This window comes from bacterium (assembly GCA_035371905.1).
Taxonomy (GTDB): Bacteria; Ratteibacteria; UBA8468; order B48-G9; family JAFGKM01; genus JAMWDI01.
Window position 1 is genome coordinate 1 of sequence record DAORXQ010000037.1, and the last position, 14,886, is coordinate 14,886.

The 14,886-nt window shown below is 31.9% G+C and carries 13 protein-coding genes and 1 pseudogene; all 14 read right to left on the reverse strand.

The features are described 5' to 3' along the window. A partial coding sequence (locus PKV21_05330; protein HOM26911.1) for an aminopeptidase P family N-terminal domain-containing protein occupies positions 1 to 582 on the reverse strand: 582 nt, incomplete at its 3' end. Positions 583 to 606: 24 nt separating this feature from the next. After that, entirely contained in the window at positions 607 to 1,257 is a 651-nt protein-coding gene (locus PKV21_05335) for a prepilin-type N-terminal cleavage/methylation domain-containing protein (GenBank protein HOM26912.1), read from the reverse strand. A gap of 9 nt (positions 1,258 to 1,266) precedes the next feature. Beyond that, complete coding sequence (locus PKV21_05340; protein ID HOM26913.1) at positions 1,267 to 1,695, reverse strand: DUF86 domain-containing protein; 429 nt, start codon at positions 1,693 to 1,695, stop codon at positions 1,267 to 1,269. Further along, the gene (locus tag PKV21_05345) at positions 1,676 to 2,131 is read right to left on the reverse strand and encodes a nucleotidyltransferase domain-containing protein (protein HOM26914.1); all 456 of its coding nucleotides are present in this window, start codon (positions 2,129 to 2,131) and stop codon (positions 1,676 to 1,678) included. Before PKV21_05345 ends, PKV21_05340 begins: the two co-directional genes overlap by 20 nt. Before the next feature lie 575 nt (positions 2,132 to 2,706). Then, positions 2,707 to 2,901: pseudogene (locus PKV21_05350) on the reverse strand (prepilin-type N-terminal cleavage/methylation domain-containing protein). Positions 2,902 to 2,915: 14 nt separating this feature from the next. Next, positions 2,916 to 4,241 carry a type II secretion system F family protein gene (locus tag PKV21_05355; GenBank protein ID HOM26915.1) on the reverse strand — a complete coding sequence of 442 codons (1,326 nt, stop codon included), beginning with the start codon at positions 4,239 to 4,241 and terminating at the stop codon, positions 2,916 to 2,918. 20 nt (positions 4,242 to 4,261) lie between these two features. Continuing rightward, positions 4,262 to 5,980 (reverse strand): ATPase, T2SS/T4P/T4SS family, encoded by a 1,719-nt coding sequence (locus PKV21_05360; GenBank protein HOM26916.1) that lies wholly within the window; start codon positions 5,978 to 5,980, stop codon positions 4,262 to 4,264. A 1-nt stretch (position 5,981) separates the two neighbouring features. Beyond that, positions 5,982 to 7,127 carry a type IV pilus twitching motility protein PilT gene (locus tag PKV21_05365; GenBank protein HOM26917.1) on the reverse strand — a complete coding sequence of 382 codons (1,146 nt, stop codon included), beginning with the start codon at positions 7,125 to 7,127 and terminating at the stop codon, positions 5,982 to 5,984. Further along, entirely contained in the window at positions 7,128 to 8,837 is a 1,710-nt protein-coding gene (locus tag PKV21_05370; protein ID HOM26918.1) for a GspE/PulE family protein, read from the reverse strand. It lies immediately after the preceding gene. Between the two features lie 34 nt (positions 8,838 to 8,871). Further along, positions 8,872 to 9,072 carry a hypothetical protein gene (locus tag PKV21_05375; protein ID HOM26919.1) on the reverse strand — a complete coding sequence of 67 codons (201 nt, stop codon included), beginning with the start codon at positions 9,070 to 9,072 and terminating at the stop codon, positions 8,872 to 8,874. Beyond that, positions 9,069 to 9,839 (reverse strand): AAA family ATPase, encoded by a 771-nt coding sequence (locus PKV21_05380; protein ID HOM26920.1) that lies wholly within the window; start codon positions 9,837 to 9,839, stop codon positions 9,069 to 9,071. The genes PKV21_05375 and PKV21_05380 overlap by 4 nt, the downstream gene beginning before the upstream one ends. Positions 9,840 to 9,842: 3 nt before the next feature. Next, a complete protein-coding gene (locus PKV21_05385; GenBank protein HOM26921.1) occupies positions 9,843 to 11,024 on the reverse strand; it encodes an alpha-L-fucosidase in 1,182 nt (393 codons plus the stop codon). 9 nt (positions 11,025 to 11,033) lie between these two features. After that, positions 11,034 to 13,241 carry a glycoside hydrolase family 3 N-terminal domain-containing protein gene (locus tag PKV21_05390; protein ID HOM26922.1) on the reverse strand — a complete coding sequence of 736 codons (2,208 nt, stop codon included), beginning with the start codon at positions 13,239 to 13,241 and terminating at the stop codon, positions 11,034 to 11,036. Between the two features lie 56 nt (positions 13,242 to 13,297). Further along, positions 13,298 to 14,743, reverse strand: coding sequence for a glycoside hydrolase family 32 protein (locus PKV21_05395; protein ID HOM26923.1), 1,446 nt, complete (start codon positions 14,741 to 14,743; stop codon positions 13,298 to 13,300). Between the last annotated feature and the right edge of the window lie 143 nt (positions 14,744 to 14,886).

Here is a 14,886-nt window from a genome sequence, read left to right on the forward strand (position 1 = left end):
AAATGCTTCTTTTCTTGCACCATTTTTAATTAACTGATATTTTATTTCAGCAACAAGGTCAAGTTCTGTGATTCCTTCTTTAATTATGTTTTCTATATATTGAAGTGTTTTTTCAGTAATTTCTTTCGCTTTTTTTATCAATCTAATTTCCTCTTCATCTTTTGCCATTCTTATTTCAATAAAAAAGTCATTAATAGGAATTAGTTTTGATTTTATTTCCTTCTGTAAATTTTTAAATAAAGTATAAGAAATTTCAGTGTTTATAAATCCAATTTTTTTATATACGGATAGAAATTTTTGGAAGTTTTTATTTTTTATCTGTTTTATATATGTTTTTAAATATTTATTATTATACCCCAAATTGTCAAGAGATTCATAAAAATAAAGAGGAGAAGTAAAAATATAAATGTTGTCTCTATCAATCAATAAGTATCCTTCAATATCAAAAAGACCTGTAAGATAAAAAATATGTGATGGATTTTTTGTAAAAATGCAATCAAATTTTTTATTTTCAATAAACTCTTTAACTTTTTCAGCCCTTTTAAAAATAGTCCTTTCTATTTCTGAAATCTTTTCTTTCATTCAATCTGTTAATATAATTTGTGATTAGCGGAATTTGTAAAGAAGGTCATCTCCAGAAGGAGTTGTTTCACGTGCATCTGTCTCTATTTTTCCATTTGGTCCTGCTGAATAAATTATCATAACTTTGTCTGAATCATTATAAGCAACAAGATAAGTATGTCCCCAAGGGTCAAGTGGTGTACCATAAGGTACTACATTCTCTAAATTAGTACCCCATCCAGATGCAAAGACAGAAGGAACAGAACCATTACTTAATTGATAGGTTGCTTTTGGCTGATATGTAATATAAGGTCCATCCCAGTTATGTCCCTGCGTAAGTTCGCTTTGCGCAGATGTATCATCTGTTGATGTATTTATATTATAGAACGCAACAGTTCCGCTTCCATCTTGTGTTATATTAAAAGAAGCATCGGGAGGAGAAGCGTGCTTAGGATTGGTTGAATAATATGTCGTACTTAAAGACACATCAGCCAAATCACACAATCTCACATAATAACCAGTATCCATTTTTACCATTGTCATTATACTTGCTAAATTTGCCATTTCTGCTTTTGCTTTATCTATAAGTGCTTTACTCCTTGATTTTCTTATTGCTGGAAGTAAAAGTCCTGCAAGAAAAGCAATTATAACCATAACAACAAGTAATTCAACAACTGTAAATCCTTTTTTTCTCATTTTTACCTCCTATATCTCTTTTTTCTTTTTTAAATATTTCAACAATTCATCCACAAACATTTTAAAAATCTTTAAATTATCACACGTTTTCAAAAGTTCATCTTCACTTACTTCCCAATATAGATGAACAAGACGATTTCTTAATCCAACAAGTTTTATAATTTCTTTAAATACTGCTTCACTAATTATATTTGCATCTTTCAAAATTTTAAAAATTTCTTTATATGTTTCCGGTCTTTTTAATAAAAAACCAGAAATTATATGATTTCCTATATTCAAACAATCTTCAACTGCAAGTTGTAAATTTCTTTCAAGTGCGTATATCCTTATTTTTTCATCTTTTTTTTCTTTCTTTAATTCTTTTATCCTATCAATGTGCTCTTTTAATCTTCCTATCTGTATAAATAACTTCTCTTTATCAATCCCAGAAGGTACCATTTTCAATTTTTTCCATCATCTTTTCAAAATATTCCTCCCTCATCCAGTATGTATCAAGATATTCATTCTCTTTTTTTGTCTCAAATTCAATCTTTATTTTTAAATTTTCTGCATATAAACATTTCCCTTCTTTCAAAATCCTATGTATTAAAGTCAATGGTGCTTTTTTCAAATTTACTATATCTATACCTTCATCTTCAAATATTTCTTCAAGTTTTTCAATCAATTTTATTTCATCGTCAAAATTTATTTCTTTTTCAGGTAAATATGCAACATCTATATCACTCAATTTGGTTGGATTTCCTTTCGCATAAGAACCATAAATATAAAAAAGTTTAATTTTAAATTCCTTACAAACATTTTCAATTTCTTTTTCAATCTTTTCAAAATCAATTTTTCTTCCTTCTCTACTTTTTAAAACAGAATAAAATCTCATTCTTCTCCCCATTCAGTCAATTCTTCCCTTTTTTTCGTGGGGTCACTTAAATCAAGTCCCACTACTACTGAATATCCATTTGGTCTTGCAGCAACATTTCCCATATGAGGAGTATTATCATCTGGAGAGTTTTCTGTATCATCTAAAGAAAAATCTATATCTCTTAAATTTACCCAATTTACAGAGCCATCTATATATAAAACATTTATTCCCCAAGCATGATTTCCAGTTAAAGGATTACAATCTTTAAGATTTGGATAACTTAAATCACTTGTACTTATACTTGTATTATAAATTCCTCTATCGCTTATAACTGGTACTGGTTTTGTTGATTTATTTCCTGTTGTAAGTCCAAAAACAAAAGAATAAGAAGCATACCAGTCATTTTTCCATGCACTCCAGTTATTGTCAGAGGGTGGACTTGAATGATATTCTTCAATAGGTCCATCAGGTGGTGGTAGTTTTCTATTTAAAGAACTCGGACACCAGAAAATTTTTGTTGTATTTATATAAAAAGGATAGATTGTTTTAAAGTTATTATTTGTTGCTCCTATATACAAAGCAGATGGCTGGTCAGGAAATCTTTCATAAAAATCTTCAGCATACATTTCAAAAGCAGCAGAAAACTGTTTTAAATTGTTCATACATGTTGTTCTTCTTGCTCTCTCCCTTGCTCCAGATAGGGCAGGTAAAAGCAAACCAGCAAGCATAGCCAAAATCGCAATTACAACAAGTATCTCTACAAGCGTGAAGCCATTTTCTCTTTCCATTCATTTCTCCTTTTTTATTCACCACCACCGCCACCACCTCCACCTGTACTTCCAGATAAACTCATAGCAATTTTAATTAATGGCATATACATAGAAATAACAATAAATCCAACAACTCCACCAAGAAAAACAATCATTATCGGCTCTATCATTGATGCAAGTGCTGCAACTGCTGCATCAACTTCTGCTTCATAAGCATCGGCAATTTTGTCAAGCATAGCATCCATCTGTCCTGTCTCTTCACCTACTGCCACCATATTTGTTACCATTGGTGGAAAAACCTTTGTTCTTAACATGGGACCTGCTATTCCTTCTCCTTCTCTAACTCTATTTCTTATTTCATTTATTCCATTTGATATAACATCATTTCCGACTGTATCCCTTACTATTTGAAGTGCCTGTAAAATCGGGACTCCACTTGAAATCAATGTTGCAAATGTTCTTGCAAATCTTGCTATTATTGTTTTTGAAACAATGGGACCGAAAAGAAAAATTTTTAATTTAATCATATCTATCCAGTATCTTGTAAATTTAATTTTTGTCAGGATTCTATAAAGTATAACAAGAACAACAATCCCGATTATAACAAGATATGATTTTTGAAGCATTAATTTTGAAATAGCAATACAGAGTTTTGTGGGCGCGGGTAAATCACCTACTTCCATATCTTCAAAAATCTGAGTAAATGTTGGAACTATTTTTACCATAATAAATGTCAACATACCTATTGTAACGAAAAGAACAACCATAGGATATGCCATTGCTGATTTTATTTTACCCCTTAATTTTGCTTCCTTTTCCATAAATTCTGCCAATCTTGAAAGAACGATTTCAAGAGCACCACCTGCCTCACCCGCTTTAACCATAGCAACATAAATTCTCGGAAAACTACTCGGATGTTTACTCAGTGCTTCTGAAAATAATGCTCCACTTTCAATATCATCTGCTATTTTTCCAAGAATAGCACTTGCTGCACCTCTTCTCTGTTCTTTCAAAACTCTTAAAGACCTTAAAAGAGGTAATCCTGCTCCAATTAATGTTGCTAACTGTCTTGTTATAATCATCAATTCTTTTGTTTTTATTTTTTTTCCACCAATAAATGGTAAAGGAATGGAAATTGATACTCCTTTACTCTTTGGTTTTTTAGCAGTTGCTTTTGAGGGTTGTGCTTTCGTCTCCTTAGTTTTTGCAGTACTTGACCCTTTTGCAGGTGAAACATTTGTAACAAAATATCCCATACTTTTAAGTTTTGCTATTGCCTCCTGAACACCTGAAGCATCTATTGTGCCATTTAAGGTTTTTCCGGTATTGTCTATCGCGTTATACTGGAAGAGAGCCATTTTCTCCTCCTTTTTAATTTTTAATAACCATGAACTTCCTTAGCAACCTCTTCTATAGTAGTTATACCCAAGTTTATTTTTTGAAGTCCATCATCAAGAAGAGTTTTCATTCCACAATCTTTTATAGCAATCTCCCTTATTTCACCAAGAGGTCTTCTTTCATATATTGCCTGCCAGAATTTTTCATTTGGAGTTAAAATTTCAAAAATACCTGTTCTTCCTTTATATCCACCTCTGCAGAAAGGACATCCAACTGCTTTATAAAATTTCATATTCTCTGCTTTTTCAGGTGTTAAACCTACTTCAAGTAATTCCTGTTTTGTTGGTCTATATTCCTGTTTACATCTTGGGCATAAAACCCTTACCAATCTCTGAGCAATAACCCCTTCAATTGTAGATGCAAGTAAAAATGGCTCAATATTCATATCAACAAGTCGGTAAATTGTAGTTGGAGCATCATTTGTGTGAAGTGTGCTTAAAACAATATGACCTGTTAGTGATGATTGAATTGCCATCTGTGCTGTATCAAAATCTCTAACTTCACCAACAAGTATTATATCAGGGTCCTGCCTTAATATACTCCTTAAACATTTTGCAAAAGTAAGTCCTATATGTTCTTTTATTGGTACCTGAATTGCCCCTTCAAGCATATATTCTACTGGGTCTTCTGTTGTTATAACTTTAACATCAGGAGTATTCAATTTTCTTAAAATAGCATAAAGTGTAGTTGTTTTACCGCATCCAGTTGGACCTGTTGCAAGTATTATTCCGTGTGGTTTCCTTATCATTTTCTCTATTTTTTCCATATCGTCATGAAGTAGCCCAAGGTTTTCAAGTTCAAAAATTGTTTTTCCTCTATCAAGAACACGAATTGCGAGACATTCTCCAAAAACAGTAGGAACTGTGTTTACACGAAGGTCAACCGCTCTACCCATAACTGATAGTTCAATTCTTCCATCTTGTGGAAGTCGTCTTTCAGCAATATCCATACCAGCCATAATTTTAAAACGACAGAAAAGAGCAAAAGCAAGTCCTTTTGGTGGATGAACAAGGTCATAAAGAACTCCATCTACTCTATATCTAACTCTAAAATCATCTTCAAATGGTTCAAGATGCACATCCGATGCATTATCTCTTACTGTTTGAAGTAAAATTAAATCAAACAATTTAACTACAGGTGGTAAAGAAGCAATCTCTTCAAGAGATGTTATTGTTGCATATTCTCCCTGACTTGCTATAGCATTCAATTCTTCCATTTCCTCAACATCCTGAGCAAGCCATTTTATTAAGTCATCTATCGTTTCTATTTCTTTTCCATAATATGTTTCAATTGCTTCCTTTATATTATCTTCATCTGCAAGAACCATTTTAATTTTATATCCAAGGATAAATGAAATGTCATCCTGAATATTTAAACTTAATGTATCACCAACTGCAAGTGTTAATGTATCTCTTTCAAGTTTTACTGGAATAACATTATATGTTTTGGCAAGTGCTGATGGAAAAACTTCAACTGCTTTTCTATCCACAGGAGTATTCTTCAAATCAATCATTTCAATTCCTGCCTGAATACTTAAAACTCTTTTTAAGTCCTTTTCTGAAATGTATCCAAGGTCAACAAGAATTCTTCCAAGAAAATGTCCTGTCTCTCTCTGTTTTTCAAGTGCCTCTCTAAGTTGTTGTTCTGTTATCAATCCCTGTTCAAGTAATAACTGACCGATAAGTTTTTTTGCAGTCATATTATTTCACCTTCTCCTTTTCCATTTCTGCTTCCAAACCCTCTTTCTTTGCTTCTTTCAATATTTCTTCTCCAAGAACCCCTTCTGCAACAAGTTGTGCTTTTACACTATCAGGGTCATAAGAAAATGTCAGAACATCATCAAGTCCAATCTTTCCTTCTTTAAATAATTTCATTAAAAAAGAATCCATTGTTACCATTCCCCATTTTGCACCTGTTTGTATTTCTGAAACAATCCTGTATGTTTTCCTTTCTCTTATTAAGTTCTGAATAGAGGGAGTTGCAACCATTATTTCAAAAGCAGCAACTCTACCAGGTTTATCTATCCTTTTTAATAAAACCTGTGAAATTATCGCAAGTATTGAAACAGAAAGCATAACCCTTATTTGTTCCTGCTGTGCTACAGGGAAAACATTTACAATTCTATCAACAGTTCTTGCTGCTCCTGTTGTATGTAATGTAGCAAAAACAATATGACCTGTTTCTGCTGCTGTAATTGCCGCTTCAATTGTTTCAAGGTCTCTCATTTCCCCTACAAGAAATACATCAGGGTCCTGCCTCAATCCCCTTCTTAATGCTTCAGCAAATGTAGGCACATCAACACCAAGTTCTCTTTGTGTTATTATTGACCTTTTATGTGTATGATAATATTCAATCGGGTCTTCAATCGTAATTATATGCCTTTCAAGATTTGTATTCATCCAGTCAATCATACTTGCAAGAGTTGTTGTTTTACCAGAACCTGTTGGACCTGTTACAAGGATAAGGCCACGAGGTCTTGTAAGCAGATATTTCATTGTGTTTTCATCAAGTCCTATCTCTTTAAAACTTAAAAATTTAAAAGGAATTAATCTTAATGCCATAGCAACATGCCCTCTTTCTTTAAAAACACTTACCCTGAATCTTGCCAGGTCCCTGAAAGCAAAACCAAAATCAGTCCCTCCAACTTTCTGTAATTCTTCCTGATGTTCTCTTGATGTTATTGCCTTCATATAATTTACTGTATCCTCTGGTGTGAGTGGTTCACTATCAAGTTTCTGAAGTCCTCCATGAAGACGAGCCATTGGAGGAAGACCAACATTTATATGTAGATCAGCCGCATTTTCCCTTACAACGAATTCAAGTAATTCTTCAATTCTCTTTGCCATTTATGACTCCCCTGTTACAGATATAACTTCGTCAAGTGTGGTTAATCCCATTTTTACTTTTAATACACCATCATCAAACATACTTCTCATACCTGATTTTTCTGCTACTTTTCTTAATTCTTCAGCACTCACTCTTCTTAAAGTTAAATCCCTTAACTCATCATTCATAATGAATATCTCAAAAATACCGATTCTACCAAAAAACCCTGTAAATCCACATTCATTACAACCCTTAGGCTGACATACATTCACTTCTTCTCCTTCTTTTATTTTCAATACTTTCCTTAATTTTTCATCTGGCTCAATCTTTTCCTTACAATATTGACATAAAACTCTCACCAATCTCTGTGCCATAACTCCCTGAACAGCAGAAGCAACTAAAAATGGTGGCATACCAAGGTCAATCAATCTTGTAATAGCACTTGGAGCATCATTTGTATGTAATGTAGAAAAAACTAAATGCCCTGTTAACGCTGCTCTTAAAGCAATATCGGCTGTTTCTTTATCTCTGATTTCACCAACAAGTATAACATCAGGAGATTGTCTTAAAAACGCTCTTAAAACATTTGCAAAAGAAAGTCCGATTTCCGTATTAACCGGTGTCTGATTTATACCTGGAATCTGATACTCAACAGGTTCTTCTACTGTCATAATTTTTCTATCAATTGTATTTAACTGTTGAAGTGATGCATAAAGAGTTGTAGTTTTACCAGAACCTGTTGGACCTGTAACAAGCACAAGTCCTCCTGTAAATTTTAAAATATTATTCCATTTTTCAAGGTCATCTGGTAAAAATCCAAGTTTATCAAGTCCTATTAACATTTTTGTTTTGTCGAGAATTCTCAAAACAACACTTTCTCCATAAATTCCCGGTAAAGTTGAAACTCTGAAATCAATCGGTCTACCCCCTATATCAAGCATTATTCTTCCATCTTGAGGAAGACGTTTTTCTGCAATATCCATTTTTGACATAAGTTTTATTCTTGCAATAACTGCTCTTTCAATTCTTTTTGGTGGAGAAACAATTTCATATAAAACCCCATCTATTCTAAACCTGACTCTAAATTTTTTTTCAAGTGGTTCAAGATGAATATCACTTGCTCTTCTTCTCAATGCCTCAACAAAAATCAAGTTAACTATCTTAACAACAGGCGCCTGTAAAGCAAGTGTTTCTTCATCTTCGTCAATTTCTTCAAGGTTTGGTAAATCCATATCAACAGTTGCACTACTTGCTTCCTGAAGCATTGTTGTCAAATCTTCCATTTCATCCTGTCCATAATATTTATCTATTAACTGGTCTATTTCTTCTTTAAAGGTTACAATAACTTCAACATTTTTTACACCTTCAATGTTTGCAAGTTTTTTAAAATAGTCAGCAGCAAGAATGTTTATGGGGTCATCTGTTACAAAAACAAGTGTATCAGGTCTTTTATCCCATGGAACAATCCTATGATTTTTAACAATTTTTGGAGGAAGAATACTAACAACTTCAGAAGAAATTTCTCTTGCTGGTAATTCTCTCTGAACAATACCAAGTTGAAAATAAAAAGAAGGACCTATTTCTCCAAAAGGAAGCATACCCCTTCCCTGAAAAATTTCCCTTAATGGCTGACCTGTCCTTTCCTGTTCTTCAAGGGCCTGTTCTATACTTTTTCTATCCCACAGACCTACATTTTGAATTATACTTATTATTTCTTTTTTTGTTGGCATACCATTTTATATATTACCTTAAAAAACAAAAAAGTCAATATTTATTTAAAAATGATTCCAATGCTTCTGTAATAAACTGAGAAACTGTTTTTTCTTCTTCCACTGCTTTATGTTTTACTTTTTTCATTAAATCCACTGATAATATGAATGTATATTTTTTATTTTTACCCTTGTTTTTTTCCTCTTTCCTGCTCACCTCAAACAGTTTTTTTGTCTGTGGTCCGAGTCGTTTCATTTCAATCTCCTTTTTATTTCTTTAGCAAGATTTAAAAAATCAATTGCTCCCTGAGAATTTTTTGCATAATCAAATATTGCTTTGCCATAAGAAGGGGACTCTCTTAATCTACTGCATACTTTTATACCATTTTTAAAAAGTTTGTCTTTGAATTTTTCCCTCAATAAATCCAGACTTTCTTCGGTTATTTTCAATCTATAATCAAGCATATTCGGAACTATTCCAAGAATTTCAAGGTCTGGATTCAATTTTTTATTTATCATGTCAATTGTTTCAAGTAAATTTACAAGTCCCTGCAAGGAAAGATAATCAGCAAGAACTGGAATAATTACATATTTACATGCACAAAGGCCATTCACTGTCAAAAGTGAAAGAGAGGGTGGACAATCAATAAAAATAAAGTCAAATGACTTCAAAACATCTTTTGAATTTTCTATCGCTTTTCTTAAGTAGAATTGATTTTTACTTTTATTTGCTATTTCAACTTCTACATGAGCAAGGTCTGAGTTTGAAGGAATAATTGATAAATCAGCAATATAACTGTCAACCATCACATCTTCAATTCTTGCCTCTCCAAGTATAAACTCTCTTACAGTCAAATCGTCTGGTTTCAAGTTAATACCAACACTCACAGTTGAATTACCTTGCGGGTCTAAATCAATTATTAAAACCCTTTCCTTCAATTTAACAAGACCTGCTGCAAGATTGACACAGATAGTTGTTTTCCCAGTACCGCCTTTTTGATTTGAAAAACCTATTATATTCATTTTTTAAAAAGGCCTTTTTGAATTAAGTTTCTCAATTTCTCCTTCATATTCAACTACAATTACAGTATCAATTGGGTCTGGTGGTTTTTCCGGAAGATTTTTAAAAACAACTCTATCGTGTTCAACTTTAAAATCCACACTGATTCCTTCATTCAAAAAATATGCATTTTTAACATTTATCTTTAAGTTCCCAATTGCAAATTCTTTAAACCAGTAAAAAATGTGGAGATATAATTTATTACCTCTTTTTGTGATAAATCCAGGATGAAAGTGATACCACTCAAAATCTGTTCTTTCTGTTCCATATACACTTTCTCCATTCACTTTAAGCCATTCACCTACCTTTTTTAAAATTTTTATACACTTTACAGGAATTCTTCCATCAGGTCTTGGTCCAACATTCAAAAGATAGTTTCCACCGTAACTTGCGCATCTTACAAGATTTATTATCACTTGTTTTGGTGTTTTATAATTATCATCATATTTACAGTATCCCCAGTGGTCATTTAAAGTCATACATGATTCCCAGTCCCTATTGCTCGGTTTTATATGCTGCTCAGGCGTATCAAAATCCTCTGGAAGTAAACTTCTATCATTTATGATTATATGTGGTTGAAGTTCACGTACCATTTTATTAAGTTTTTCTGATTGCCAGTGTTCAGGTTTATATGGTCCGGCTCCATCATACCACAAAATATCAATTTTCCCGTAATTTGTCATAAGTTCTTTAACCTGACTGTGGACATAATCAACGAGTTCCTGCCAGCCGGATGGGTCCTTATCAGGTCCAAGAAAAAAAGCATCATATCTCCAATCAACAAGCGAATAATAAAAACCAATTTTCAAACCATATTTTCTACAACTTTCAACATATTCAGCAATAAGGTCTCTATTTATATACTTTGGTGCTGTAAAATCACTGACTTTGCTATCAAAAAGAGAAAATCCATCGTGATGTCTTGTTGTTAAAACCATATATTTCATACCTGCATCTTTTGCAATTAATACCCAGTCATCTGGATTGTAATTCTTTGGATTAAATTTTCTGGCAAACTTTTTATATTTCTCCTTTGGAATTCTTTCACAGAACATAACCCATTCACCTCTTGCAGGAACACTGTAAATTCCCCAGTGAATAAACATTCCAAATTTTGCTTCTCTCCACCATTTCATCCTGTCTTCCATTTTTTCTCCTTATTTTATTGAAAATTTTGAGAAAAATAATTTTCTTGTTTTTATAAACTTATTTCCTCTGATTTCTATTTCATCTTTAAATTTTATGTCTTCTGACGAACTCCCAATCATAACTTCATATATTCCTTCTTCTATTTTCAATTTCATATTCTGGTCTGTAAAAGCAAGTATTTCAGAAGGAATTTCAAATATTACTGTTTTTTCTTCACCTGCTTTTAAATTTACTTTACAGAAACCTTTAAGAAGTTTTGAAGGTAGAACAACAGAAGAAAATTTTTTTCTTATATATAACTGAATAACTTCTGCTGCTTCCATATTCCCTGTATTTTTAACTGAAACTGATACAAAAAACTTATCACCTGCTTTAATTTTTTTCTTTTTTACTTCAAAATCAAAATATTCAAAAGTAGAATATGAAAGTCCATAACCAAAAGGAAATAATGCCTGACTATCTGAATATACATATTTCCTTTCTTTTGAAACCGGCTTTCTGTGATAGTAAACAGGCAATTGTCCCACACTTTTTGGAAAGGATACAGGCAATTTACCAGAAGGACTGAATCTCCCGAATAACATATCAAATATAACATTTCCTGTTTCTTCTCCTGGAAACCAGCACTCAACAATAGCATTTACCTTATCTATAATTTCAGTGAGGATATAAGGCCTTCCAGTTATCAAAAGAACAATTAATGGTTTCCCTATTTCTGATAATTTTAAAATTAACTCTTCCTGAACACCTGGCAGTTTAAGGTTATGACTGTCTTTACCTTCACCGCAAGTGCAATCAGAAGAAAAACCTGATTTATCTCCACCAACAAAAATTATGACATCACCTTTCTCTGCCACTTCAACTGCTTTTGAAAAATTATCTTTATTAAAATCAAAAATCTCACAACCTTTTTCATAATATATTTCTATACCTTTTTCCTTGAAAACATCCAGAATTGTTTCACATTCAACAGATGGTTTTTCAAGATTTAAGTGTGCTGTATAGGCATAATCACCAAAATAGTTTCTTGGATTTTCAACTGAAGGACCGATTAAAGAAACAGATTTTATATTTTTTAATGGAAGTATTCCATCATTTTTCAAAAGGACTATTGTTTCCTTTGCAATTTCATAAGCAAGTTTTCTGTCCTCATCTCTGTCAAAATCAATATAAAATTTTCTATTCTCCTCAAATAATCCAAGTTCTTTTTTTACTCTAAGAACTCTTTCTACTGCTTCATCTATTTCTTTTTCTTTTATCAATCCTTTTTTCACACATTCTATCAAAAGTGGATAACAACCTTTATTTGGAAGTTCTATATCAATCCCTGCTTTCAAAGATAAAATTGCACATTCTTTATCATCTTTTGCTACAAAATGAGTGGAATTTAACATCTTTACTGCTCCATAATCTGAAACCACAATTCCATCAAAACCCCACTCTTTTCTCAAAATATCGGTAAGTAATTTTTTTGAAGATGCACAGGGAATTCCATCTATATCATGGTATGCATTCATAATTGATTTTAAATTACCTTCTTTCACACATGCCTCAAATGGAAAAAGAAAAATGTCCCTCAATTCTCTTTCACCAACATGGACAGGATAAATATTTCTACCGCCTTCTGAAAATCCATGGGATACAAAATGTTTACCTGTTGCAATTATTCCTTCTTTTAAATCTTCTCCCTGTAATCCTTTAACATAATGAAGTCCCATTATAGCACATAAATAAGGGTCTTCTCCGAATGTTTCTTCTGTTCTTCCCCATCTTACATCATAACAGACATCCAAAACAGGAGAAAGCCCTTGATGAACCCCTGCATTTCTCATCTGTCTTCTTATAACCTCTGTCATCTTCACAACAAGTAAAGGATTGAAAGAACTTGCAATTCCAATTATTTGAGGGAAAGAAGTCGCCTTATTTGTCAAAAAACCTGATAAACATTCTTCATGAATTATAGCAGGAATACCAAGTCGTGTCTTTTCTCTTAAAAATTTCTGAATTTTCTCAAGATATTCTTTTGCTTTTTCTGGTTCTATATTTTTAATACCACCGTAAACCCTTGAAATCTGACCTATCCCTGATTTCAACTCTTTTTTTAAAATATCTTCAGAAATTTCTCCATCTTTTACAAGGTCTGTTATATAAACTGAACATAACTGCATGACTTTTTCTTCAATTGTCATTTTTTTAAGAATTTCTTTTACTTTCATTTTCCCCTCCATTTCATCTTTTTAGTTTATAATAGAGAGATTTTCGTGTCAATTTACTATTCAAAACTTTTATTTATTGAATTAATTCTTTCTGAATTACTGATTAACCAGATATTTTTCATTTCCCAGAGGGATAATCTTTTAATTTTTAATTTTCCATTGTTAACAAGAAAACTTAAATTTAAACCTGTAAATTTTGAAGGATAAACTCGTAGTGAAAAAGAAAACTTATTATTTAGAAAAATTTCAATTACTGAATTATCAACAAATATCTGCATAAAAATTTCATTGTTTTCAATGTCCATTTTTTCCTTTATCAAAGTTTTATGATGGGTTTCATATAATGAAGAATTCACTGTATCAACAAAAAATGTTTTTTCGTTTTTGTCATATCCAATATTTATATTTTCATCTGTTAAATCTGAAAATAAAAGAACCATTTTAAAAAAATCAGTATCTATTAGGTTTATTAAAGCATCTATTTCTACAGAATTTTGTTCCATATCTTTTAAACAAAAAGTTTTTTCATCTGTAATTTCAATATCAGAAACATCAAGTAAAAGAGAAGAACGAAGTTTATTAATTTCAGGAATCACATTTACCTTTAATTCATTATTCTCTACATCCAGAATTCTCGGTAAGGACATAACTCCAGCCCATCCCTGTTCTTCATGAAATTCTTTTTTTGTCAATTCTCTTAACCATCCAAACATTAAAACTCTATCTTTATCATCCTTAAATATCTGTGGTGCATAAAAAGAAAAAGGAAATAAATCAACTTTACCTTGTTTTTCAATTTTAAATTTGTTATTTTTATATTTTCCAATAAAATAAATTGGATAACCTAATGGTACAGAAGAAACAACAAGTACATATTTATCCTTCACTTTGAAAAAATTTGGACATTCCCACATATATCCGTATTCTATACCGGCCTCACAAAAAACTCCTCCATATTCCCAATGTAAAAGATTTTTTGATTTATATAAAAAAGCAATTCCACCTCTTTCTTTAACTCCTGAACCAACAATCATATACCATAAATCTTTTTCCTTCCAAACATAAGGGTCTCTGAAACCAGTAACTTCAAAATTTTCTGGAGGAGATTTAATTACAGGATTTAGTGGAGATTTTTCAAACTTTACTCCATCTTTACTCTCTGCAACACATATACATTCAGGTCTAACTCCTGTATAAATTAAAGTAAGAATTCCATTATTATTAACTGCACTACCACTCCAGCAGCCATCTTTATCCGGTTTATTTTTATTTGGAAAAAGAGCAATCGGTAAATCCTTCCAGAAAAGTAAATCATCACTTATTGCATGACCCCAGTGAGCACCAGTTTTTGAACATGGAGGATAGGGAGGTTGAACTCCGTAAGGATTATACTGATAAAAAAGATGATATTTTGATTTAAATTGAATTAAACCATTTGGGTCGTTCATCCATCCAGAAGGTGGCATAAAATGATAAATAGGTCTCCATATATCTTTTCTCATTTTTTTAAATTATATACTCAAATAGTAAATATTTACACATCTACTTATCTATTTTGTTATATTTCGTTTTTCTTGGCAACTACTCTATTTTCTTAAAGGGGTTTAAACCCCTTTAAAATCCCCAAGAGGTATCAACTCCCCCA